The sequence below is a fragment of the Pseudomonas sp. LY-1 genome (genome assembly GCF_053502595.1).
On sequence record NZ_CP094353.1, the window covers coordinates 5,297,879 to 5,321,501 of the forward strand.

The following is a 23,623-nucleotide window of genomic DNA, read 5'->3' on the forward strand; positions in this document are numbered from 1 at the left end:
CCATCTGCCGCGAAAGGTATCGCTGGTTCGGGTGCGCGCAGATGGGCTCAGGCTGAGGAGGCTCTCTTGCGAAGACGGATCTTCACCGGGCCTTTGATGGAGCATTGACTAACTGTAAACCAAAAAATTCGAATTTGGCCGCGCAGAAACGCAAACGCCCCGAACCAGTCGGGGCGTTTGCGGATTGCTGTGGGCGTCAGTTCACGCCATCAGCGGGTTACTTGATCGCCGGCGCAGGGCCTTCGGCCACGCCCAGGTCATCTTCTTCACGGGTGTCGGAGATCCCACGACCACCGGAAGCCAGCTCGACTTGCAGCTTATCTTCGTCCAGTTCGTTGACCCACTTGGCTACCACCAGAGTCGCCACGGCGTTACCGACCAGGTTGGTCAGCGCACGGGCTTCGGACATGAAGCGGTCGATACCCAGGATCAGCGCCAGGCCGGCAACCGGCAGGTGGCCTACGGCCGACAGGGTCGCGGCGAGTACGATGAAACCACTGCCGGTCACGCCTGCAGCACCTTTGGAGGACAGCAGCAGCACCAGCAACAACGTGATCTGATGGGTGATGTCCATGTGCGTGTCAGTCGCCTGGGCGATGAACACGGCAGCCATGGTCAGGTAGATCGAGGTACCGTCGAGGTTGAACGAGTAGCCGGTCGGGATCACCAGGCCAACCACGGATTTCTTCGCGCCCAGACGCTCCATCTTGATCAGCATGCGTGGCAGTGCCGATTCAGACGAGGACGTACCCAGAACGATCAGCAGCTCTTCACGGATGTAGCGGATCAGTTTCAGCACGCTGAAGCCGTGCGCGCGGCAGATGGCGCCGAGCACCACCACCACGAACAGGACGCAGGTGATGTAGAAGCAGATCATCAACTGGCCCAATTGCACCAGGGAGCCGACACCGTAGGCACCGATGGTGAATGCCATGGCACCCAGCGCACCGAGCGGCGCGAGCTTCATGATCATGTTGATGATGTTGAACATCACGTGGGCGAAGCGATCGATGAAGTCCAGCACCGGCTTGCCGTAGGCACCCAGGCGATGCAGGGCGAAACCGAAGATCACCGAGAACATCAGCACTTGCAGGATGTCACCGTTGGCGAATGCGCCGACGATGGTGTTCGGGATCACGTTGAGCAGGAAGCCAACGATGCTCTGGTTCGCACCGGCCGTGGCATAGGCCGCGATTTTCGAAGCGTCCAGGGTGGCCACGTCGATGTGCATGCCGGCGCCCGGCTGCACGACGTTCACCACGAACAGGCCGATCAGCAGGGCGATGGAGGACACGACTTCGAAGTACAGCAGCGCGTAGCCGCCGGTTTTGCCGACCGATTTCATGCTCTGCATGCCAGCGATGCCGCTGACAACGGTGCAGAAGATGATCGGGGCGATGACCATTTTGATCAGTTTGATGAACCCGTCACCCAGCGGCTTGAGCTCCACACCGGTCTGCGGGTAGAAGTGACCGAGCAAAATACCGATAACGATGGCAACGATCACCTGGAAATACAGGGATTTGTACAGTGGCTGACGAGTCGTCATTGCAAAGTTCCTCAATCGTCCCGTGTGGCAAATATCCGCCATTGCCCACGGCACTTGAATTGCGAACCCTCCTGCACTGGAGGGATTTGTTGTTTGCGAGACCTGTAGGACCAAGCCTGCGCTGTAATCCTTATCGCAAACGTCGTGCCACTTTGCTGAAACGGCCTGAAGCCCCCTAGACATCAGGGCTGGAGGGATCAAGGCGCGCCTGAGCGCCGTCCATTGCATGGCGGGTTTCCGCCAACTCGCCGTATCTCGTCCTACAATTTGGCGGATATCCGCCTTGTCGCTGTAGCGGGTGATGGCTACCATCCGCCCTTCCATGGACGAGGCCCTTGCATGCGCGAACGTACCATCGCCAGTCACTACGCCCGAGCGGCCCTCGGCGGTGCGCGCCGGGCCGGCTACGACTACTCGGGCCTGTTGCAGCAGGTGGGCATCACCCCGGAACTGCTGAACGAACCCCGCGCCCGCATCGCCCCGGAACAATTTACCCGGCTGTTGCAAATGCTCTGGCTCGCGCTGGACGACGAATACCTGGGCTTTGCCGAAGGTCCGAGCAAGCGCGGCACGTTCGCCATGATGTGCCACGCGCTGATCCATTGCCGCACCCTGGAGAAGGCACTCGAACGCGGCCTGTTGTTTTACAGCCTATTCCCACAAGGTCCGCGTTGGCAGCTGACACGGGAAGGCGAAATGGCCCGCTTGAGCCTGGACGACTCCCAGCTCGGGGACCCGGATCACTTTCTCAGCGAATCCCTGCTGCTGATCTGGCATCGCCTCGGCAGTTGGTTGATCGGCCAGCGCATCCGCCTGCAGCAGGCCACGTTCAGCTACCCGATGCCGGCCCACGCCAGCGAATACGACCTGTTGTTTCCCTGCCCGCAGGTGTTCGACGCACCGAACAGCAGCCTGGTGTTTCCTGCGCGTTACTTGAGCCTGCCGCTGCTGCAGGACGAGCGCACCCTCAAGCATTTCCTGCAGCGCTCCCCCGCCGACTTGTTGTCGCGGCCCGATGAGGGCGACAGTTTGAGCAGCCAGATCCGCCGCCAGCTCAGCCGTGACCGCACACCCTGGCCGGACCTGGACGCCGTTGCCCAGCACTTGCACATCAGCCCGCAGACCCTGCGCCGACATCTGCGTGAAGAAGGCAGCAGTTTTCAAGCGCTCAAGGATGAGCTGCGGCGGGACATCGCCATTTACCACCTGGGACGCGCGGATCTGTCATTGCAGGAAATTGCCGAGCAGCTCGGGTTCTCCGAGCCGTCGGCGTTTCATCGGGCGTTCAAGAAGTGGACGGGATTGACGCCGGGGGCTTATCGGGCACAGGAGAGTTAGGCAGGCGCCGCTCAAGGAAGGTCAAACGGTCGGAAAGTGGATCTTGAACGCCGCGCCCCCCAAAGGCGAGTCGCCCAGGGTCAGGCGCGCGCCGTAGCTTTCAATGATGTCCTTGACCACCGCCAGGCCGATCCCCTGCCCCGGGTGCTGGCGGTCCAGCCGCTCGCCCCGTTGCAGAATCCGCGCGCGCTGGTCGGGCGGCACACCGGGGCCGTCATCTTCGATGCACAGTTCGATGCCATCCAGACTTTCCACCAGGCTGATACGCACTTCGCTCAGGCACAGGCGGTAGGCGTTTTCCAGCAGGTTGCCGAGCAGTTCCAGCAAAGCGCCTTTTTCGATGGGCACATCGCACGCGTCCGGCAACGCGAAGCTCACTTTGACGTGCTTGTCGCGGTAGACCTTGTCCAGCGTGTCGCACAGGCTTTGCAGTACCGGCTGCAGGCGTACCTGATGGCGTACCAGGCCGCTTTTACGCAGGCTGGCGCGCTGCAACTGGTAGCTGATCTGCTGGCTCATGCGTTCGATCTGCGATTGCAGCACCCAGGCCTGGTCGCGGTCTTCGGGGCGCTGGGCCATGTCTTCGCTCACGCCCTGCAACACCGCCAGCGGGGTTTTCAGGCTGTGGGCCAAGTCGTCGAGGGAATCGCGGTAGCGGGTACGCTGCTCGCGTTCACTGTGCAGCAAGCGGTTGAGAGACCCGGTGAGGCGCAGCAGTTCGCGCGGGTGTTCTTCGCTGAGGCTTTCGCGGGTGCCGCCTTCGATCTGGTCCAGCTCCTGGCTCAGGCGCCGCAACGCTTGCAGGCCCCAGGTCAGGCCCAGCCAGAGCAACGTCAGCAACACCAGCAACGCCGCGCCGAAGCCCAGGTAGAGGTTTTCGCGCAGGCCTTCGAGGGTCAACTGGTATTCGCGCACCGGTTGCAGCGCGACGATGCTGAACGCCGCACTCTTGCCGCCGAGCAGCTTGACCTCGACGTCATACACGAAGAATTCCTGGCCATTGCCCTCGCGAATCCGCGCAAACTCATTACCGCGCCCGTCATAGCGCGGCCTGTAGTTGATGTTTTCTTCCTGGGTCGCCCGCGAGCGCCACACCAGATGGCCTTCGCGGTCGTAGATATAACCGAGCAACCGGCTATCGGTGAGGTTGAAGCGTTCGTCCGGCAACTGCGCCGGCATCTGCAGGCGGTTGTTTTCGACCCGCGCCGCCGAAATCAAGGTGGTGACGTCCGACGCCAGGCGCTGCTCGATCGAGTCCTGCAGGGCCAGGCTGAACGCGCCCTGCATGGCCGGCAACAAACCCAGCATAAACAGCACGGCCAGGGTGGCGGCCGCCAGCATCAAGCGCACACGTAACGAGCGAATCAACGACAGCGCTCATTGAACAGATAGCCCAGGCCACGCACGGTGTCGATCGGCTTGAACCCGCCCGGGCCTTCCAGTTTACGGCGCAGGCGGCCGACCAGCACTTCGATGACATTCGGGTCGCGCTCGTCGTCATCGGGGTAGAGCTGCTCCATCAAGCGATCCTTGGGCACTACCTGCTGATGGTGACGCATCAGGTACTCGAGAATCCGGTACTCGTAGGCGGTCAGCGCCAGGGGCTGCTCGTCCAACGAGGCCTGCTTGCGGTTGAGGTCCAGCAGCAAGGGGCCGGCGACGATGGTCGATTGGGTAAAGCCGCTGGAACGACGCAGCAACGCGTTCATCCGCGCTTCCAGTTCTTCGAACTGGAACGGCTTGACCACGTAGTCGTCGGCGCCGGCGGCCAGGCCTTCGACCTTGTCCTGCCAGTTGCCGCGAGCGGTGAGGATCAGGATCGGGAAGGTCTTGTCCTGGGCGCGCAGTTGGCGGATCAGATCAAGACCGCCCATGCCGGGCAGGCCGAGGTCGATGATCGCCAGGTCATGGTTGAATTGGCCAGTCTGGTACAAGGCCTCCTCCGCGTTGGCCACGGCTTCGACCACGTGCCCGCTGTCGGTCAGGCGGGTATACAGGTGATGACGCAACAGAGCCTCATCTTCCACGACCAGCAATTTCATAAGGCTCTCCAATGCAAATCAACTGTCCGACAGAGGGATATCATAGCGGCCCTGCAGGTCTTGCGGGCGCAGTTTAATGCCATTGTATTGGCCACCAAGATGCTCATAACCGGCACGATACGTCGCCTGCGGGCTGCTCGAGCCCAGCGACTGGCCCCAAGGCGCGGCCTGGCTGCGCACCGCCTCGAAGCTCACACGCTGCATCAGCGTGCTGGATTTCTTGGTTCTCTCGCTACCGAATGCCGCAAAGGCGCCATCGCTGGCCTGCGCCCCGGCGGTGGCAGTGAACATGGTCAACGCCAACATCAGCTTCTTGATTGCAGTCATGGTACTTACCTCCACGTAGGCTGTAGGCCCACATTACGCAAGCGCCCCTGAACTCCCCCTGAACAGGCTCTGAACCTGGCCTGAACCGCTACGGACTATCCACTGACGCGCCAACTCGGCAAAATACCGCCCATGACGCCCCTACCCGCTTGCTGCACCCCACTCGACGCCCATTGGCCACTGCCCGATCCCTTGCCGGGCACGGTGTTGCTCAGTACGCGCTTTGATCCGGCCCTGTTGATCGCCGGTGATTTCCAACGCAGCGCGGTGCCGCCGCCGGCGAGCATCCAGCGTTCGGTGGCCAAGCGCCAGGCGGAGTTTCTCGCCGGGCGGTTATGCGCCCGCGCCGCCTTGCAACAACTCGATAACCTGGACTGCGTGCCGGCAATCGGCGAAGACCGGGCGCCGGTGTGGCCGCCGCACATCAGCGGCTCCATCACTCACAGCAGCGGGCACGCGGCGGCAATCGTCGGGCACAAGGCGCAATGGCGCGGGCTGGGGATGGACCTGGAAAATGTCCTGAGCCTGGAGCGCGCGGAACGCCTGGCGGGAGAAATTCTCACCGCCGATGAGTTGCAGCGCATGGCCAGGTTGCCGCGTGAGCAACATGCGCGGCTGGTGACACTGACGTTTTCGGCCAAGGAGAGCCTGTTCAAGGCGCTCTACCCGATCGTGCAGAAGCGCTTCTACTTTGAGCATGCCGAAGTGGTGGAATGGTCCGAGCACGGCCAGATGCGGTTGCGGCTGCTGACGGAGTTGTCCGGCGAGTGGTGCCACGGCACGGAACTGGTTGGGCAATTTGCGGTGGATGGGGAACAGTTGTTGAGCCTTGTAGCAATCAGCGTCTGATCGAGCGTCATCGGGGGCAAGCCCCCTCCCACACTGGAATGCATTCCAAGAGGGGCGGTGCGAGGGTTCGGCTTGCTCCCGATAGCAGTATCAGGATTTATCCTGGTCCCGTGGCCAACTCAGGCTGAAGCACGCCCCTCCCAGGTTGTTGCTCTTGCTGATCAATGCCCGCCCGCCATGCCAATGAATAATCCGCCGCACAATCGACAAGCCCAGGCCATGCCCGCCCGAGGCGCGGGTGCGGCTGTCGTCCAGGCGCAGGAACGGCGTGAAGATGCGTTCCCAGGCGCTTTCCGGTACGCCGGGGCCATCGTCTTCCACATCGATGCGGCAGCGCACCTGGCCGACCTGGTAACTGATCAGCACCCGGCCCTGGGCATGGCGCATGGCGTTGCTCACCAGGTTCTGCAGGGCGCGGTGCAGGTAGCGCGGTTCGGCATCGACCCAGGCATCGTCCCAATGCACCGATGACAGGCAGATACCACGGCTCACGCTGACCTGCGGGCGCAGTGGCGATAATTCGCCGATCACCTGGTCGAGCAACGCATTGAGGTCGACCCGCTGGAAATTCAGCTCCGGCGCGCCCTGCTCCAGGCGCGCGTAGGTGAGCATTTCGTCGACCAGGCCGTCGAGGTCCTGAATATCGCTGTCCATACCTTCGAGGTATTTGCGCCGGGCCTGCGGGGTGGCGGCCTCGCCGATCATCTCCAGGCCGAAACGCAGGCGCGCCACCGGGGTGCGCAACTCGTGGGACACCGCGCGCACCAGTTCGCGCTGGATCGCGAGCAACTGCTGCAGGTGCTCGGCCATGCCATTGAAGGCGGCGGCCAGGCGCCCCACCGAGTCGGCGCCGCGCGCGGGCACGCGCACTTCCAGGTTGCCTTTGGCAATACGCGTGGCAGCGGCCTCAAGGCCTCTGAGCCGGCGCTCGAGCTGACGCACCAACAGATAGACGATCAGGCCAATCAGGGTCAGGCCGATCAATGCGATCAGGATCAACCATTGCGCCGGGTACGGGTTCATTTGATACAACGGGCCGATTTCAAGCACCCAAGGCGTGCCGACCATGCCGGCAAACACCCGAATCGAGTCGCCGCCCTTGCCCAGCGCCATCACCGTATCGCCCTCCGACACGCGGCGGCGCTGGTCGTCGTCCATATCGGCCTGATCGAGGGCCATCAGGTGCATCTCGAAGCCAAACCCTTTGGCTTCCTTTATATCCGCCAGGCGTTGCGGTTGCTCGGCCACCGGAAAACGCACCAACTCGTCGGCCAACAGGTAGATCGTCGCCCGAGCCAATTGCTCGCTGATCTGTTGCACTTCACCTTCCAGCACCAACTGATCCTGCTCGCTGACCAAACGCAGGACCCGCGCCGCATGGGGGCCGGTCTGTTGCACCAGCACCTGGCCATGCTGCAGGCGGGTGCGTTGGCCGAGGTCCAGTTGGGCATCGGTGTACGTGCGCAGCATCAGGGGAATGCCCAACAGGCGCTCCCACACCGCCAGCGCGCGCTGGCGCTCGATCGCGCTCATGGGTTGCAGGTTGTCGCCCATCAAGGCAAAGGTGCCGTGGGCCAGACGTTCACGGTACTGCCCGCTGCGCACGTCGTTGAGCAGGTGCAACGCCAGCACGCCCAGCAGCGCCACCAGGATCAGCGCCGCGCACATGCCGCCGTAGATGCGCAGGAAGATCGAGTTCACAGCGGTATGTCGGCAGCGGCTTCGGGGACGAACAGATAGCCTTTGCTGCGCACGGTCTTGATCAGGCGCGGGTGGATCGGATCGTCGCCGATTTTCGGGCGGATGCGCGAGATACGCACGTCGATCGAGCGGTCCTGGCCGTCGTAGCCGATGCCGCGCAGGGCGATGAAGATTTCTTCGCGCGACAGGATGCGCCCGGCATTCGCCACCAGCAGCCACAGCAGGTCGAACTCGGCGCTGGTCAGTTCGATGCCCTCGCCCTGCAGCCAGGCTTCGCGCAGGGCGTTATCCACGAGCAGCGGGCCGAATTGCAGGCGGCGCTGGTTTTGCGCGACGGCCGGTTCCGCCGGCTCGCTGCGGCGCAACAGGGCCTGGATACGCGCCAGCAGCAGGCGCGGGCGCACGGGTTTGCACACGTAGTCGTCGGCGCCCATGTCCAGGCCCAATACCTGGTCCATGTCGTCGGTACGCGCGGTGAGCATGAGGATCACCCCGTCGTAGCGCTCGCGCACCTTGCGGCAGATGCTCAGGCCATCTTCGCCGGGCAGCATCAGGTCGAGGATCACCAGGTCCGGCTGTTCGGCGATGATCCGCGCCGCAGCCTGGGCGCCGTCGCTTTCCACCGACACGCGTAGGCCGTTGCTCTCCAGGTAATCACGGGTCAACTCGGCCAATCGCACGTCATCCTCGACGATCAGGATTTGCCAGGCTTCATGCTCCACAGGTAATCCTCGTTGTTATTAGGGGATTGGTTGGTCTGCTCGATCAAATGTGGGAGGGGGCTTGCTCCCTCCCACATGTTGATCTTCGCCAGCCACACCTTATTTGTAATGTTGTGAGGGCATAACAATGATCGATTGTAGCCATGCCCCAACCCTCGAACACAAGCCAGGAAATGCATTCGGTGATGAGGTTTTTTTGTGATAGGGTTCGCGCCCTCAAAAATCCAAAGAGCCGTTTTTTTCTTGGAATATTCAGTGACAAACGGCGCGGTCCAGCAGTACTGCGGCCTACGCGGGCATTCTACGTTTCATACACATTTTACTCACAGCGTTATCCACAACCCCTGGATTGCTAAGCCTCCAAAAACGCATTATCTTGTACCTCGGCGCCAAAAAAACCCTACATGTAGGGTTTTGAACTAAAAGACCAAACACAAATCAGACAAGAAACTCAAGCCCTTTCTTGCTCCTGTTTGGTCCAACTCCAGCATTTTTTGAAAGCCCAAACCGCTCATGCGGATGGCAACCGTTTTAGCGCTCCAACAGCGCAAAACGGTACGGGTGTTGCAGTGCTTGAACCGGGCAACTGTCACCCACCAGGAATACGGCGAGGCGCTTTTGAGCGCCAAACCGAAGACTTCGGCATGGAAGCGGCGCGATAAGCCCCCCTTCCTCCTGTCCCGAAGTTGTTATGCCAGGCCAAGGCCTGCTGTAAGTGCTTCAGGACGGAACGGTGGGCACCGTGATGGTGCCCAAATAAATATAGAATGTGGAGACAACCCCCCATGCAAACCGACACAACTCGCGAGAACCCGCAGGGCTCCGTGCCGCAGGCCGCTGATTCGAATATGGATCTGTCCGCCACTGCACCCGGCCAACTGCGCGTGATCAAGCGTAACGGCACTGTCGTTCCTTACACCGATGACAAAATCACCGTCGCCATCACCAAAGCGTTTCTTGCAGTTGAAGGCGGCAACGCTGCCGCCTCGTCGCGCATCCACGACACCGTTGCCCGCCTGACCGAACAAGTCACCGCGACCTTCAAGCGTCGCATGCCTTCGGGCGGCACCATCCACATCGAAGAAATCCAGGACCAGGTCGAACTGGCCCTGATGCGTGCCGGCGAGCAGAAAGTCGCCCGCGACTACGTGATCTACCGTGATTCGCGCGCCAAGGAACGTGCCGTTCGCTCCCCGGCCGACGAAGCCGCCATACAGGCGCACCCATCGATCCGCATCACCCTGGCCGACGGCACCTTCGCGCCGCTGGACCTGGGCCGCCTGAACACCATCATCACCGAGGCCTGCGAAGGCCTGGAAGAAGTCGACGGCGACCTGATCCAGCGCGAAACCCTGAAGAACCTGTACGACGGCGTGGCCCTGACCGACGTCAACACCGCCCTGGTGATGACCGCACGTACCCTGGTTGAACGCGAGCCGAACTACTCGTTCGTCACCGCGCGCCTGCTGATGGACACCCTGCGCGCCGAAGGCCTGGGCTTCCTTGGCGTGGCCGACAGCGCCACCCACCACGAGATGGCCGACCTGTACGCCAAGGCCCTGCCGGCCTACATCGCCAAGGGTATCGAATACGAATTGCTGAACCCGGTCCTGGCCACCTTCGACCTGGAAAAACTCGGCAAAGCGATCAACCACGAGCGCGATCAGCAGTTCACCTACCTGGGCCTGCAAACCCTGTACGACCGTTACTTCATCCACAAGGACGGTATCCGCTTCGAACTGCCGCAAGTGTTCTTCATGCGCGTGGCCATGGGCCTGGCGATTGAAGAGAAGCACAAAGAAGACCGCGCCATCGAGTTCTACAACCTGTTGTCGTCCTTCGACTACATGTCGTCCACGCCGACCCTGTTCAACGCCGGTACCCTGCGTCCACAGCTGTCGAGCTGCTACCTGACCACCGTGCCGGACGACCTGTCGGGCATCTACCACGCGATCCACGACAACGCCATGTTGTCCAAATTCGCCGGCGGCCTGGGCAACGACTGGACGCCGGTGCGCGCACTGGGTTCGTACATCAAGGGCACCAACGGCAAGTCCCAGGGCGTCGTACCGTTCCTGAAAGTCGTCAACGACACCGCCGTAGCGGTCAACCAGGGTGGCAAGCGCAAAGGCGCTGTATGTGCCTACCTGGAAACCTGGCACATGGACATTGAAGAGTTCATCGAGCTGCGCAAGAACACCGGCGATGACCGTCGTCGTACCCACGACATGAACACCGCCAACTGGATTCCTGACCTGTTCATGAAGCGTGTCTTCGACGACGGCAAGTGGACCCTGTTCTCGCCATCCGAAGTGCCGGACCTGCACGACCTGACCGGCAAGGCCTTCGAAGAGCGCTACGAGTACTACGAAGCCCTCACCGAGTACCCAGGCAAGGTCAAGCTGTTCAAGACCATCCAGGCCAAAGACCTGTGGCGTAAAATGCTGTCCATGCTGTTTGAAACCGGCCACCCATGGCTGACCTTCAAAGACCCGTGCAACCTGCGCAGCCCGCAGCAGCACGTAGGCGTGGTCCACAGCTCGAACCTGTGCACCGAGATCACCTTGAACACCAACAAGGACGAGATCGCCGTCTGCAACCTGGGCTCGATCAACCTGCCGAACCACATCGTCAACGGCAAGCTGGACACCGCCAAGCTGGAGCGCACTGTCAACACCGCTGTTCGCATGCTCGATAACGTGATCGACATCAACTACTACTCGGTGCCACAAGCGCAGAACTCCAACTTCAAGCACCGTCCAGTCGGCCTGGGGATCATGGGCTTCCAGGACGCTTTGTACCTGCAGCACATTCCTTACGGTTCGGACGCCGCGGTCGAGTTCGCCGACAAGTCCATGGAAGCGGTCAGCTACTACGCGATCCAGGCTTCCTGCGACCTGGCCGACGAGCGCGGCGCCTACGAGACGTTCCAGGGTTCGCTGTGGTCCAAAGGCATCCTGCCGCTGGATTCGCAACAGATCCTGATTGCGCAACGTGGCCAGAAGTACATCGACGTTGACCTGAACGAATCCCTGGACTGGGCGCCGGTACGTGCCCGTGTGCAGAAAGGTATCCGTAACTCCAACATCATGGCCATCGCACCGACCGCGACCATCGCCAACATCACTGGCGTGTCGCAGTCGATCGAACCGACCTACCAGAACCTGTATGTGAAATCGAACCTGTCGGGCGAATTCACCGTGATCAACCCGTACCTGGTTCGCGACCTGAAAGCCCGCGGCCTGTGGGACTCGGTCATGATCAACGACCTGAAGTACTACGACGGTTCGGTGCAGCAGATCGAGCGCATCCCGCAAGAACTCAAAGAGCTCTACGCGACTGCCTTCGAAGTGGACACCAAATGGATCGTTGACGCCGCCAGCCGTCGCCAGAAGTGGATCGACCAGGCGCAGTCGCTGAACCTGTACATCGCCGGCGCTTCGGGCAAGAAGCTCGACGTGACCTACCGCATGGCTTGGTACCGTGGCCTGAAAACCACTTACTACCTCCGTGCCCTGGCCGCGACCAGCACCGAGAAGTCGACCATCAACACCGGCAAGCTGAACGCGGTTTCCAGCGGCAACCACGGTGATGACTCGGTGCTCGCCGCACCGGCCGGCCCGGCCCCCGTGCCGAAAGCCTGCGCGATCGACGAGCCGGATTGCGAAGCCTGCCAATGACAGCCAGGTTGAAATAACCGTATACATTAGACTGTAGAACACCATCAACCCCCTGATAACACAGGGGGTTTTTGGTTTACAGAGAAAAAACTGCTACCTATACTCCCCGCCCTGATATCACAGGTTCAGGGAACGTATACATTGCAAGCCATCCGAATCAGATCTTTCACCGCCACTGACGGCCTACCTATGGCTGTGCTGGTGGATGAGGACGGCTCCCCTCCTTTCCTGCCTAACGTCTATGCAACTGTCAGATACCGCGACAGAGGTGCGGCCCTGGCAACCACCGAGAAAGTCCTGCGCACCATCGGGATGGCGTATCTCTGGGCTCACGCCCGCAAGATCGACATCCACACGGCGCTTACCTCAGAAACGTTTCTGACGCTTGAGCAGTGCGAAGATCTGGCTAACTTCCTGAGGATGAGTCGAGCGGGGCAGGATGCTGATCTGAAAGCGTCGATCACTACGAAACCGCAGAAGATCATTCGACTTGAACAAGCGCGCGGGAGGATGGCAGCTGCCCAATCTCACGATCATGCCTCTGCTGCTGAAGGTGGCTATAGGATCCAGGTGCTTGCCAGGTTCCTTGAGCACCATCACGAGCGCATCTGCAATCAGGTGGTGTCAGAAGACCGGGAGGGGCTTAAAGACGCCCGTCAGAAGGCGATACGCCGACTCCGCTCCCTCGCCCCTAGAACGGGCAGCCCGCCTCAGGGAGACCCCGTGGAGGGCCTTCCTGAAGCAACGATGATCCACGTCGAGGAGATCTTCTCTAAAGAGTCGCCAAAAAACCCATTTAAAAAGGGGTTCATACAGGCGAGGAATCTCCTGATGTTCAGGATTCTTTCTGACAATGGCATGCGCAGAGATGAACTAAGGCATGTTCGGATTGACGACGTCGACTATGCTCGAAAACGCGTCAAGGTGCGAGTTTCGAAGACGCGTCCCCGAAACCTAGTCATCTCGCAAAAAACCGCAGATCTCTTTCGCGAGTTCGTGAAAGACCATTGGAGCAATGTTCCGCCACGTAAGCGAGCGCATGGCTACCTGTTCATCACTCGATCTGGAAATCAGATATCTCTTTCGGCTCTGAATCTTATCTTCCAAGTTGCTAGGGAGAGCTCAGAACTCACCCCAAATTATTTCACCCCGCACACCATGCGAAGGACTTGGAATGATCGACTGAGTCGAAAAATTGATGCGATGCCGCCTGAAAAACGCATGTCAATAGAAGAAGAAGAGAAAATTCGCAATCATAACAACGGATGGTCATTCAAATCTGACATGGCCCCCAGGTATTCCGCGAGGTCAATCAGAGAGAAAGCGGACAGGATTGCAGAAGAATTAGCGAATGAAATTGCGGACAAAGTCTAACATGGCCATCAATTCAGCACAAAAAACCAGCTTGCTCAGCGGCAGAGCCGAAGGCAACCAAAATAAGAAAACCATACTACAAGACGGTAGAAGCGTTGAAATTTCTTTAGGCGAAAAACTGGCAATTCACGATAGAGATGGCAAATCAACGCCTGTCCATTTCGATACACTGCAGAAGAACAATACGTTCCATGCAAGCTTGTTTGAGTGCTTCTCAATGACTCTTGCCACGCACAGCCTCAGTTACAATTCTACAGTTAGCAAGGCTGTGCGTGCCTGGCTCGAACATGAAAAGCTCTCCGACTGTGAGCTTATCACACTTAAAGAAATTTCGTGCATCATGGAAATTCAGCCCTCGTACAGGGCTTTCATTATCCCGATACTTCGCAGAATTAAAGAACACTCATTACCAGGGCTTTCCGACGAAGTATCGGACTTCCTTGAGAACGAGCATAAATGGGAGCAAAAAGGTGGTGGGTCTTACTATACTCTAATCACTAACGACCCTGAAAAAGGCGCGCTGACCAATCAAGAGCTTCATAGTATCCACCTTTGCCTCAATGAAGGTTATGCAAATCGCCGTGTCTCACAGCACGACTTTACACTTTGTTGGTTTTTTATCGGCACGGGGGTAAGACCTGTACAAGTAGCCAGGATGACTCGTGGAGATGTAATAATTCACGACAGAGCGGGTATGGAGGTGACGCTAAGAATCCCACTAGCCAAAGGTGAGGGCGTAGTCACCGAAGAGTATTGGATCAGGAAGGCCCCTACAGTGCTTGCTGAGTGCCTAATCACCTACCTGGATACTTATACCAACACGAATACTTCAAGCTCCGACAAGCTGTTTAGGGGCACGCCAGGGGATCTTGGCATAAAAGTAACCAGTACATTAGCTGCACTGCCTACCTATTCAGAGCGACTGGAAGGGCCTATTCACATTACCGCCTACCGCTTCCGTTACACCATGGCTACTCGCGCTCTGGCACAGGGAGCATCCGACGCTGAAGTGGCAAGGCTGCTCACACACCGAAGCACCTCTTGCATTCAGTTTTACCGAGCGTCGATGCCACAACTTCAGAAGCCTATCAGGCAGGCTCTAGGCAAAGAGATGGATTACTTTGCCAGCGCCTTTCAAGGCCGCCTGATCGAGCATCTGGATGAGGCCAGTCGTGCAGGGGACGATGACTGCGTCATTGCTGATTACCTACGACTGACAGGTGAGACTTTGGGGGCTTGTGGCACACGTGCTGAATGCCATCAACACGCTCCCATTGCCTGCCTATCTTGCCCATATTTCGAACCTTTGATCGATGCGCCTTGGGAAACTCTGATGGTCACCCTGATTGAGGATCAGGAAATCGAAACTGACCCTCGAATTCAGCAGATTAATGTCAATGCAATGGCAGCCATACAACAGATCATGGTTGTGCGAGATAGCAGGATTCATGAGGTAGTCGCATAACATGGGCGAGATAGTACATTTCGTAGGTAAGGCAGGCTTAGCTGCAAGCGCTAATCTTGAAAGCTTTATTCTTCACGCGAAAGTGAACATACCATTCACCAATATCAACTGGGATGACGATAGCTGGAACATTACCAGCTTCAAAATTGGCAAAAATCAAGGACGAACAAAAAAGATAGCTCACTTCAAATCACTGAGAGACCCATCAGGAAGCAAATCAACTGTCGAGATACCATTCGATCTGCCATTTCTCGACTTCGCGAAAGCGGCTTTCAGTGAGATCATGCGTCGCTTTCAACTTCAGGAGTTCAAGCGATACCTATATTCAATGCAGGCCATAGAGCAGGCACTCCTTAATGCTGGGCGACCCGCGTGCATCACTGCATTGGATGCGACTATTCTGGATGACGCAGCACAACTACTTCAAGAGCGCTTTAAAGATGCATGGGCTGCAGGTCGGTGCCTGGAGCGTTTGCTCACCCAGATTATTGCGCCGGCCAAAATTACGCCTGCGCCTATTGAATGGGTTTCTCCAATTCCTTATAAGCAGCCAGTCCGGACTGATCGTGTTGCGCCTAAAAACAACGACAAGGTTGTTAGCCGACTCCCAAGCGTTCAGACAATTCTTGATCTTGCTGAAATCCACCACACTAGCAAGCATATCCCCGACCGAGTCGTTACTGCGTTCGTGACACTGGCAATGTTCGCCCCTAGCCGAGCATCGGAAATATTATCACTGCCAGTCAACTGCATACGACATGTGGAAGGCGATGAAGGTTTGATGATGGGGCTAGCATGGGATCCCGCAAAAGGTGGGATGCCTCTGACAAAGTTTGCTGCATCAGAGACTTTCGAAAGGCTTGCGACCGAGACTGTCGATTTCCTACTTAGCCTTGGAGAACCTGCTAGGAAGGCTGCGCTATGGTATGCACAGAACCCTGGCCAGCTGTACCTGCCAGCAGAGTTCAAACACCTGAGAGGGAAGCCCATTACCCTCTATGAAGCATCTAAAATCATGGGGAAGGAAACAGCGATCCACTCCAGCCATGCTTCTCGCTATGGCCTAGTCAAAACAGGCGAGAAGACTAGCGATCCTGCCCGCCGCAGTGATCCGAACGGAAGTTGGGCAGGACTTTTCGAGTTTGCTTCGCTTGAGAAATATGTGCTCGACAAACTCCCGGAGATCTTTCCTACGCTGGACGGAACAACCGGACTGCAATGGCATGACGCGTTGTTCGTACTACCGGAGAACACGCTGAGCCCAACGGCGGAGTCGCTCTTAAACGTTCCTGCGGTTTTTAGCATAAATCAGATCAACAACCAGTTAGGTGCCAACCCTGGCGGTGTGACGATTTTCTCTCGAAATGGGAAAACGAACCGTGACGGCAGCCCAACAGCTATTACCACGCATGGTTTCAGGCATCTTCTGAACACCCTCGCTCAGAGTAAGCATCTGAGCGAATCTCTCATTGCATTTTGGTCTGGTCGTAAGAACGTCAAACAGAATGAATGGTACGACCATGTGCCCCAAGAGGCATTCATTGAGGCCTATCTGAAGCTTGGCGACAATGTAGGCGGCATATCTTCAGGAGAAGCGCTGAGCGAGAAGATTCAGGGGCTTATCGCGAGCCATGGGCTGACCCAGCAGGAAGCCATGGGAGTCGAGCTCGGCGCTCTCAGCGTAACGCGCTTCGGGCTCTGCAAGCATAACTACGCCCTGACGCCTTGCCCTCTCGACAAGGATTGCTCGAACTGCTCTGAGCACGTGTTTGTGAAGGGGGACAAACGCCACCAGAGAGAAGCTGAGTTTCAGTATGAGATTCATGCCAAGGCCGTTGCCGCTGCAACAGCTGCTCTAGAGGAAGGTGAGGCAGGCGCGGCCCGATGGCTGAAGCAGAACCAGCCACGTATGGAGCGTTGGGCTCTCATGCTGGAAAAGATGAATGACCCGTCCATCCCTGAGGGAACCATGATCACTTTGCCTCCGCCCGAGAATACCCAGTCCAAGACAGGGCTCGCTCACGCCGTTCGAATGATCGCCACAGACGCAGAGCCGGCTAAGCAGGACGACTTTGCTGATGAAGCCGAAGAAGCCCTCATGGCCATGGAGTTCTTCTGATGGGTGCGCCTAAGATGACCGACCAAACCATCAATCAGTCGGTATTGATGCTGGACGGATGGGCAGGAAAGCTGACCTGGGATCTCTATCTGGAGGCCCTAGCGGTAGAGGTAGGCCATCGCTACACAAAAGCTGCAATGCTGAGGCATGACCGGATCAAAGACGCTTGGGATCACGCGAAAGAGCGATGCCGTGGGACTGATGAAGCCTCAGGAAAGGCGCCAGAGATGGCACTCATGGATAGCCGCCAGCGCGAGCTCGAAGCACGTGTAGAACGCCTCACACGCGAAAACAACAGGCTCCTAGAGCAATTCGTCCGCTGGGCGCACAACGCCTCTCGGAGAGGTATGAGCCTAGAGGATCTAGATCGGCCTCTCCCGTATGTGAAAACTAAAGACCTCTCGTGAAGCATCGGCCACCTGCAAGGGTGGCCTTGTCACCCTGCTGAAGACCGGGACTGGCTCCTTCAGAGGGCTAACCTGCGATCAAACGAATCAGAATCGAGCAAAATTATGCCTCGAATTTTTGGGCAGATTGCGTATACTTTCGAGCCTCGGAAGGGGCTAACCCCTCAGAAGTATACGTTTTTTTGTAAAGCCAAGGCCTAAAAGCGCTGAAGCCCCCTACTGGTAAGGATTTGAAGAATGTATATGAATCCTACCTGGGCACTCTGCCAATAAGCTGAGCACGTTCCGGGCTTGATGGCCCGGGATTTGAAAAGCCCCGATAACCCCTTGCTGCAGTTGGGTTTATCGGGGTTTTCTTTTGCCTGGGCAAAGGCTCGTCAGTCGTCGAACAATATGGTCGCAATCCCCGCCCGGGGCACCCCGCCCCGCTTGCCCCACAGTTCAATCCGACCATCGATCACCGCCATCGAATGACCGCCATACTCCACCGTCCCCACCTTGCTGCTTCGCAAGTCGGCATCCGTGGCCTGCCGGTAATTTTTGCGCAAGCCCAGACGGTCCAACCCTTCCCGAGTGTACTCGCCATCATTGAGGGTACGTATGCCATCCAGAAAGCTGCGCCCGGCAGTGCCATCGTTGTTTTCCAATTGCGCCCGTTTTGCGCTGACGGCAAACATGAAATTGGCGTTGGTCATCATTTTCGGGTCATCGCCCTGGAAACGTGCATGGGTGGCAGCCAGCCGCACTTCATCCTTGGTCAGGTCAACCTTGACACCATCGCGCATGGTCACAGAGTAGCCATTACCCATTTCCTTGACCTCTTTGAAGACGTCGGTGGGCTTCTCGCCAAATTGCATCATGGCGGCTTTAATCGCCGAAACCGTCACGCAATTGCCGTCCGGCCCCTGTCTGAAGCCGCTCCAGATATTCTCCGGTTTTTTCCCCGGCTCGCTGTCATCGGGCTTGTAGTCGAAATGCTTCGCGCCTTCGGTAATCGGCTTGTTGCTCATGGACTCGCTGGGGCCGAAACCACCGCCACCGCCTCCACCGCCGCCACCCCCGCCACCCCCGCCCCCACCGCCGTCCGGAGAGGGGGATGGAGACGGTGCTGGTGACGGCGGCGCATCCGGGCCATCCGGAAACTCCTCCGGGAAGGCTCTCTTCATGAACGCCTGAAAGCCCTCAGGCGCGTCTTTCTTCACCTCTTCGAGGATCTCCTTGAACTTCTCTTCGCCGAGCTCCTTTCGCTTTTCATTCAGCTTGTCCCGCAGCTCCTGGGCCGTCTGGTTCTTGGAGGTTTTTTCGGCATCTTCAAGCTCCTTGATCAGCTTCGTGATACTGTCCTTGACGGCCCCCTTGTCGTCCTTGGTGCCATCAGACTGGTTGACCCCCTTCTGGTACTGTCCTCCCCACCCCCCCTCGTAACGCATCCCCCCAGCCCCTTGGCCGGATATCGATGAATTCCACATACCGCCTCTCCCAGGTAATGAAACAACCCAACGCTTCTCGGCTTGATAGGTGGAAAGACAGGTGTGGTGCGTTCCAACAAAGGCGTGTCACCTCGTAACCGCATCGGGGGTGGGAAAAGGTCCTGATGCCAAATAAAACGCAAAAAAAAGGTTCTTCACGGATTGCCGGGAAAGACGCTCTTGATCTTCATGAAAAAGAATTCGCTGTCCCGGTAACCGTACGCCATTCGTTTGATGACCTTTATTCGATTGTTTATTCCTTCCAACTGACCAGTGTGCATTGGCCAGCGTACCCGGCTCACGATGCCCCGCCAGTAGCCCTTTAGTCGCTTTGCGAACTGGATCAGTGCGGGTATTTCGCTTTCTTGAGCATGACGCAGCCACTGCTTCCAGGCTGATCTCCAGTCCCAGGCATCGCTCGGCGCCCAGAGCATTTTGAGCTCGGCCTTCATCAAGTAGACCGTCATTAACGATTGGTTAGCGGCCAGCAGATCCTGTAAATGAACCTGCTGTTCCGGCTTTTTCAGGTTCTCCGGGTTACGCAATAGCAACCATCGCGCTTGCTTTATGATCTTTCGAGCGGGCTTGTCATGGCGCAATCGGTTCGCCTCGTCAACGCGAACACGATCAATCACTTCTCGGCCATATTTGGCGACCACATGGAAAAGGTCATAAATCACCCGTGCTTTTGGGCAGTGTTGGCGAACCTCCAGGTCATAAGCCGTGTTCATGTCCATCGCTACCGCTTCAATTCGGGCGCACCCTTCTGGCCCCAGCTCTTCGAAAAACGGTCTGACTGCCGCTCGGCTACGGCCTTCGCCGATCCAAAGCACTCGCCGAGTATCAGCGTCCAACACCACGCTGGCGTAGCGATGACCTTTGAATAACGCGAACTCGTCCATTATCAAGCGCCGTGGTTGGGCCTTGGGTAAGGCACTCAACGCCGCTTGCAGAGCGCGCCGCTCCAGCAACCGAACGGTGTCCCAGTGCAGCCCGAACATTTGCGCAACATGCAGTGTAGGAAGGCGTTCGCAGGCTTGAATAACGGCCTCTGCCAGCCGGCGCGTCATGCGGGCATAGCGATCCAGCCAACTGACGACCTCCATGCGCTTGCCACAATCACGGCAACTAACACGCCTGAGCTGCACGTTGAGGCGGACTGCACGACCGAGAATCGGCAAGTCACGCACGACTCGATCGCAGTACTCATGAGTTGTTGAACAGAGCTTTTGGCAGCCACCACAGGTGGGAAATCGCGTGGCCTGGGGGATCAGATCGATTTGAAGGGCATCGCCGTCAGGTTTGATCGCAACGACAGAAAAGCCCTCCCAAAAAGGAAGGAAAGTATTAATATTGCGCATAAGAACGCCGGTTTTTTAGATGTGTTTGCTCGCACGAACATCATCCATCAAATCGGCGTTCTTGTTTCTGTGTTTCCCGGGATTCCGTGAAGAACCAAAAAAAAGCCCCTCGATCGAGGGGCTTCTTGTGCAGCGTTAGCGCATCAGGTCATCTGGATGATGGTCTGCATGATGGTGCTCTGGGTGGAGATGGTCTTGGCGTTCGCCTGGTAGTTGCTCTGGGCCTTGATCAGGTCCACCAGCTCGTTGGTCAGGTTGACGTTGGAGTTCTCCAGGGAGTTGGCCACGATCGAACCGAGGGTGCCGGCTTGAGGGGTGTCGTATCCCGGTTGGCCCGAGGCAAAGGTCTCTCTCCAGGCCGTGCCGCCTGCCGGTTGCAGGCCTTGTTCGTTGTTGAAGCTGGCCAGGGAGATCTGGCCAATGGCCTTGCTCTGCTGGTTGCTGAAGGTGGCGAACAGTACACCGCTGCCGTCGATTTTCAGCCCGGTGATCTGGCCGGTGGCATAGCCATCGGTGACCGGCGGGTTGCGATAGCTGGCCGAATTGTACTGGGTGATATTCGCCATGTTGACCGCAATACCGCCGGTGTTGGCCGCGGCGCCGTTAGCCGTCCATACACCGTTGGTCACGGTGCCCGGTTTCCAGTTGGAAATGGTCAGAGTGGTGTTGGAGACTATGCTGGGCGGGGTGACCACGCCAGCGAGCTTACCGGCCGTGTCGAACGTCAGGGTCGACGCGACAGGTGCCACCGCGCCTGCGCCACTGATCGGGGTACCGTCAGGGTTACGCCCATCGATCAAGGTGTAGGACTTCCATTGGTTGGAGTCCGTCTTCACCAGGTACTGCACCATCGGGTGAGCGTTGCCTTGGGTGTCGTACAAGGTGGTGCTGTACTGGGTGGTGAAGGTCTTGGTGTCGGTTGGGTTGAATGGCTTGGCCACCTGGTCGATCACCGGCTCCGAGGAGTTCAGGTTACTGCTGGAATCGACGGTGCTGGAGGCTTTTGGCGGCAGGTTCGACAAGTTGAGTTGCAGGTCGACCAAGCCGCCCTTGACGATCTTGCCGTTGTCATCCGCCGCGTAGCCTTGCAGGCGCGAAGTACCGGTGTTGTTGGTGATGTAGCCGTCTTTGTCCGCACGGAAAGCACCGCTACGGGTGTATTCCAGCGAACCGTCGCTGCCCTTCTGTACGAAGAAGCCACCGCCCTGGATCGCCATGTCCAGGATGCCGCCACTGTTGTTGACGTCGCCCTGGGTGAATTGCTGGGACACGGCCGCCAGGTTCACACCGTTACCGATGCTGTTCTGGCCGGTGCCCAGCTTGGACGCCGCGTAGATGTCCGCGAATTCCGCACGAGACGATTTGAAGCCAGTGGTCGCGACGTTGGCGATGTTGTTGCCGGTCACGTCCAGTTGTTTGTTGGCTGCATAGAGGCCGCTCAGGCCGATGTTAAAAGACATGTTTCTCTCCCTCTGCCGTATTTAGCCGGCTCTATGTACCGATAGTCTGAATTTGCGACAGCTTGACGCTGCCCATGCCGCCCGCAAGGTTGAGCAGCATTTCGCCGCCGGTCTTGCTCAGGGTCACGCTGGTGACCGTCGCCGGCAGCGAAGTGGCCAGAGCCACTGCGTCGCCCGCGTCATTCTTGGTGGTGGCCGTAAAGGTGTAAGTACCTGCCGGGGCGACCTCACCGTTGGCGTTCTTGCCATCCCAGATGAAGTCGGAACTGCCCGCGCTCTGTGCGCCCATATCGAGGGTACGCACCACGACACCGTCTTTGTCGGTAATCTTGACCGAGACGTTGCCCGTTGCCGCCGTCACCGCGACCGAGCCGGTCATGCTCTTGCTGGTGTCCACCAGCGCCTTGTCGGTCTGGGTAATGATCGAGCGACCGACCAGCGACGAAGCCTGCAATGCTTGCGACGAGCTGAAGTTGCTGGAGATGCTGTTTACCGAGTCGTTCAGGGTGTTGATGCCTTCCAGGCTACTGAACTGCGCCAACTGAGCCACGAACGCACCGTTGTCCTGAGGCGACAGCGGGTTCTGGTTCTTCAGTTGGGTCACCAACAGTTGCAGGAACGCATCCTTGCCCAGCGACTGGTTGCCCGTTGCCGTCTTGGTGGCGGTGCTGAGGCTGCTGTTGTCCGTCGCAGTCTTGACCTTGCTGTTGAACAGGTCCTGGACTGCCGAGTTGTTCGTCGTATCAACAATGGCCATTGTTTGGCGCCCCTTATCACTGACCCAGGGTCAGGACCTTCTGCATCATGGTTTTGGCGGTGTTCATCATTTCCGCATTGGTCTGGAACGAGCGACTGGCAGAGATCATGTCAGCCATTTCCTCGACCACGTTGACGTTCGGGTAGTACACGTAGCCTTTTTCGTTCGCCGCAGGGTGATTAGGCTCATAGCGCGCTTCCAGATTGCTCTGGTCTTCAACCACGCCGAGTACCTGCACGCCTTGCCCGGCAGCGTCCTGATTCTGGAACAGCGAATCGCCGCCGCTGCTCTGGCCGCCCTGAAACATGGTGGCGAACACCGGGTGACGGGCGCGGTAGGTCTGGTCGATGCTCGAAGACACCGTCTCGGCGTTGGCGATGTTACTGGCGACGGTATTCAGGCGCGTGGTCTGCGCGCTCATGCCACTACCGGCAATATTGAAAACACTGGCTAAGGACATGGCTTACTCTCCACGCAGGGCTGACATCAGCCCTTTGAATTTGCTGTTGAGCAGGGTGAAGCTGGCCTGGAAGTTCACCGAGTTCTCGGCGTAGGCCGATTGCTCCAACTGCGCGTCGACGGTGTTCTGGTCGATCGACGGCTGCATCGGCGTGCGATACAGCAGCGATTCGTCGCCACTGCTCAGGCCTTGCGCTTCGATATGACGGCTGTTGGTCATGTTCAAGGCGAAGGTGCCGTTCTTGGTCTTGTCCTGCTGTGCGGCGAGCACGGCGGAGAAGTCCAGGTCCCGAGCCTTGTAGTTCGGGGTGTCGGCGTTGGCAATGTTGTTGGCCAGGACTTCGGCACGCTGGGCGCGAAAGCCGAGGGCTTGTTCGTGGATACCGAGCGCTTTATCGAAGCTGATGCTCATGGCGGAAACCTTTAGGCTGACCTGCTGTTCGTTAACAGGGTTATAGCAAGGTGCATGCCAATCTGGCTAAAGCCCATATATCAAGGGGTTACGCAGAGATTGCCGGCGGCAATGCCAGAAAAGCGGCAAGCG

19 protein-coding genes are annotated in these 23,623 nt (G+C 58.3%); 7 read left to right on the forward strand and 12 right to left on the reverse strand.

The window, feature by feature from the left end; all coding sequences use genetic code 11:
- Positions 1–217: 217 nt before the first annotated feature.
- A complete protein-coding gene (locus MOQ67_RS24260) occupies positions 218–1,549 on the reverse strand; it encodes a dicarboxylate/amino acid:cation symporter (protein ID WP_198717490.1) in 1,332 nt (443 codons plus the stop codon).
- Between the two features lie 339 nt (positions 1,550–1,888).
- Here MOQ67_RS24260 and MOQ67_RS24265 point away from each other — a divergent pair, with 339 nt between their 5' ends.
- On the forward strand, positions 1,889–2,887 hold the full coding sequence (locus MOQ67_RS24265) for an AraC family transcriptional regulator (protein WP_198717489.1): 999 nt from the start codon (positions 1,889–1,891) through the stop codon (positions 2,885–2,887).
- Between the two features lie 21 nt (positions 2,888–2,908).
- Here the strand turns inward: MOQ67_RS24265 and MOQ67_RS24270 are convergent, their stop codons facing one another.
- The 3 genes from MOQ67_RS24270 to MOQ67_RS24280 are packed head-to-tail and all read right to left on the reverse strand — an operon-like array spanning position 2,909 to position 5,256.
- Positions 2,909–4,255 (reverse strand): ATP-binding protein, encoded by a 1,347-nt coding sequence (locus MOQ67_RS24270; RefSeq protein WP_126587164.1) that lies wholly within the window; start codon positions 4,253–4,255, stop codon positions 2,909–2,911.
- On the reverse strand, positions 4,252–4,929 hold the full coding sequence (locus MOQ67_RS24275; RefSeq protein ID WP_046382350.1) for a response regulator: 678 nt from the start codon (positions 4,927–4,929) through the stop codon (positions 4,252–4,254). Before MOQ67_RS24275 ends, MOQ67_RS24270 begins: the two co-directional genes overlap by 4 nt.
- An 18-nt stretch (positions 4,930–4,947) precedes the next feature.
- Positions 4,948–5,256 (reverse strand): hypothetical protein, encoded by a 309-nt coding sequence (locus MOQ67_RS24280; RefSeq protein ID WP_102618402.1) that lies wholly within the window; start codon positions 5,254–5,256, stop codon positions 4,948–4,950.
- A 132-nt stretch (positions 5,257–5,388) separates the two neighbouring features.
- Here MOQ67_RS24280 and MOQ67_RS24285 point away from each other — a divergent pair, with 132 nt between their 5' ends.
- Positions 5,389–6,105 carry a 4'-phosphopantetheinyl transferase family protein gene (locus tag MOQ67_RS24285; RefSeq protein WP_198717488.1) on the forward strand — a complete coding sequence of 239 codons (717 nt, stop codon included), beginning with the start codon at positions 5,389–5,391 and terminating at the stop codon, positions 6,103–6,105.
- A 90-nt stretch (positions 6,106–6,195) separates the two neighbouring features.
- Here MOQ67_RS24285 and MOQ67_RS24290 read toward each other — a convergent pair whose 3' ends face one another.
- Complete coding sequence (locus MOQ67_RS24290; protein WP_046489255.1) at positions 6,196–7,806, reverse strand: ATP-binding protein; 1,611 nt, start codon at positions 7,804–7,806, stop codon at positions 6,196–6,198.
- Positions 7,803–8,528, reverse strand: a complete 726-nt coding sequence (locus tag MOQ67_RS24295; RefSeq protein WP_198717487.1) for a response regulator — start codon at positions 8,526–8,528, stop codon at positions 7,803–7,805. The genes MOQ67_RS24290 and MOQ67_RS24295 overlap by 4 nt, the downstream gene beginning before the upstream one ends.
- 785 nt (positions 8,529–9,313) lie before the next feature.
- Here MOQ67_RS24295 and MOQ67_RS24300 point away from each other — a divergent pair.
- The 5 genes from MOQ67_RS24300 (at position 9,314) to MOQ67_RS24320 (ending at position 17,573) form a co-directional block, all read left to right on the forward strand.
- Complete coding sequence (locus tag MOQ67_RS24300) at positions 9,314–12,208, forward strand: ribonucleoside-diphosphate reductase subunit alpha (RefSeq protein ID WP_046489252.1); 2,895 nt, start codon at positions 9,314–9,316, stop codon at positions 12,206–12,208.
- Positions 12,209–12,397: 189 nt separating this feature from the next.
- Complete coding sequence (locus tag MOQ67_RS24305; RefSeq protein WP_280046310.1) at positions 12,398–13,582, forward strand: tyrosine-type recombinase/integrase; 1,185 nt, start codon at positions 12,398–12,400, stop codon at positions 13,580–13,582.
- 1 nt (position 13,583) lies between these two features.
- Positions 13,584–15,047, forward strand: coding sequence for a hypothetical protein (locus MOQ67_RS24310; RefSeq protein WP_280046312.1), 1,464 nt, complete (start codon positions 13,584–13,586; stop codon positions 15,045–15,047).
- A gap of 1 nt (position 15,048) precedes the next feature.
- Entirely contained in the window at positions 15,049–17,166 is a 2,118-nt protein-coding gene (locus MOQ67_RS24315) for a hypothetical protein (RefSeq protein WP_280046314.1), read from the forward strand.
- Positions 17,167–17,180: 14 nt separating this feature from the next.
- Positions 17,181–17,573 (forward strand): hypothetical protein, encoded by a 393-nt coding sequence (locus tag MOQ67_RS24320; RefSeq protein WP_280046316.1) that lies wholly within the window; start codon positions 17,181–17,183, stop codon positions 17,571–17,573.
- 377 nt (positions 17,574–17,950) lie between these two features.
- Here the strand turns inward: MOQ67_RS24320 and MOQ67_RS24325 are convergent, their stop codons facing one another.
- From MOQ67_RS24325 to flgB, 6 genes are all read right to left on the reverse strand, one after another.
- Entirely contained in the window at positions 17,951–19,003 is a 1,053-nt protein-coding gene (locus MOQ67_RS24325) for a hypothetical protein (RefSeq protein ID WP_258537526.1), read from the reverse strand.
- 194 nt (positions 19,004–19,197) lie between these two features.
- A complete protein-coding gene (locus MOQ67_RS24330) occupies positions 19,198–20,403 on the reverse strand; it encodes an ISL3 family transposase (protein WP_026139890.1) in 1,206 nt (401 codons plus the stop codon).
- Positions 20,404–20,546: 143 nt separating this feature from the next.
- Positions 20,547–21,863, reverse strand: a complete 1,317-nt coding sequence (gene flgE, locus MOQ67_RS24335) for a flagellar hook protein FlgE (RefSeq protein WP_104902609.1) — start codon at positions 21,861–21,863, stop codon at positions 20,547–20,549.
- A gap of 31 nt (positions 21,864–21,894) precedes the next feature.
- Positions 21,895–22,620, reverse strand: a complete 726-nt coding sequence (gene flgD, locus MOQ67_RS24340) for a flagellar hook assembly protein FlgD (protein WP_046482146.1) — start codon at positions 22,618–22,620, stop codon at positions 21,895–21,897.
- Between the two features lie 16 nt (positions 22,621–22,636).
- Complete coding sequence (gene flgC, locus MOQ67_RS24345) at positions 22,637–23,080, reverse strand: flagellar basal body rod protein FlgC (protein WP_046382341.1); 444 nt, start codon at positions 23,078–23,080, stop codon at positions 22,637–22,639.
- A gap of 3 nt (positions 23,081–23,083) precedes the next feature.
- Positions 23,084–23,491 carry a flagellar basal body rod protein FlgB gene (gene flgB / locus MOQ67_RS24350; protein WP_003175633.1) on the reverse strand — a complete coding sequence of 136 codons (408 nt, stop codon included), beginning with the start codon at positions 23,489–23,491 and terminating at the stop codon, positions 23,084–23,086.
- Positions 23,492–23,623: the final 132 nt, after the last annotated feature.

Coding starts and splice junctions, on each gene's coding strand:
- MOQ67_RS24260 (WP_198717490.1), bottom strand. CDS start 1,549: ATGACGACTCGTCAGCCACTGTACAAATCCCTGTATTTCCAGGTGATC.
- MOQ67_RS24265 (WP_198717489.1), top strand. CDS start 1,889: ATGCGCGAACGTACCATCGCCAGTCACTACGCCCGAGCGGCCCTCGGC.
- MOQ67_RS24275 (WP_046382350.1), bottom strand. CDS start 4,929: ATGAAATTGCTGGTCGTGGAAGATGAGGCTCTGTTGCGTCATCACCTG.
- MOQ67_RS24280 (WP_102618402.1), bottom strand. CDS start 5,256: ATGACTGCAATCAAGAAGCTGATGTTGGCGTTGACCATGTTCACTGCC.
- MOQ67_RS24285 (WP_198717488.1), top strand. CDS start 5,389: ATGACGCCCCTACCCGCTTGCTGCACCCCACTCGACGCCCATTGGCCA.
- MOQ67_RS24300 (WP_046489252.1), top strand. CDS start 9,314: ATGCAAACCGACACAACTCGCGAGAACCCGCAGGGCTCCGTGCCGCAG.
- MOQ67_RS24305 (WP_280046310.1), top strand. CDS start 12,398: ATGGCTGTGCTGGTGGATGAGGACGGCTCCCCTCCTTTCCTGCCTAAC.
- MOQ67_RS24310 (WP_280046312.1), top strand. CDS start 13,584: ATGGCCATCAATTCAGCACAAAAAACCAGCTTGCTCAGCGGCAGAGCC.
- MOQ67_RS24315 (WP_280046314.1), top strand. CDS start 15,049: ATGGGCGAGATAGTACATTTCGTAGGTAAGGCAGGCTTAGCTGCAAGC.
- MOQ67_RS24320 (WP_280046316.1), top strand. CDS start 17,181: ATGACCGACCAAACCATCAATCAGTCGGTATTGATGCTGGACGGATGG.
- MOQ67_RS24325 (WP_258537526.1), bottom strand. CDS start 19,003: ATGCGTTACGAGGGGGGGTGGGGAGGACAGTACCAGAAGGGGGTCAAC.
- MOQ67_RS24330 (WP_026139890.1), bottom strand. CDS start 20,403: ATGCGCAATATTAATACTTTCCTTCCTTTTTGGGAGGGCTTTTCTGTC.
- flgE (WP_104902609.1), bottom strand. CDS start 21,863: ATGTCTTTTAACATCGGCCTGAGCGGCCTCTATGCAGCCAACAAACAA.
- flgD (WP_046482146.1), bottom strand. CDS start 22,620: ATGGCCATTGTTGATACGACGAACAACTCGGCAGTCCAGGACCTGTTC.
- flgC (WP_046382341.1), bottom strand. CDS start 23,080: ATGTCCTTAGCCAGTGTTTTCAATATTGCCGGTAGTGGCATGAGCGCG.
- flgB (WP_003175633.1), bottom strand. CDS start 23,491: ATGAGCATCAGCTTCGATAAAGCGCTCGGTATCCACGAACAAGCCCTC.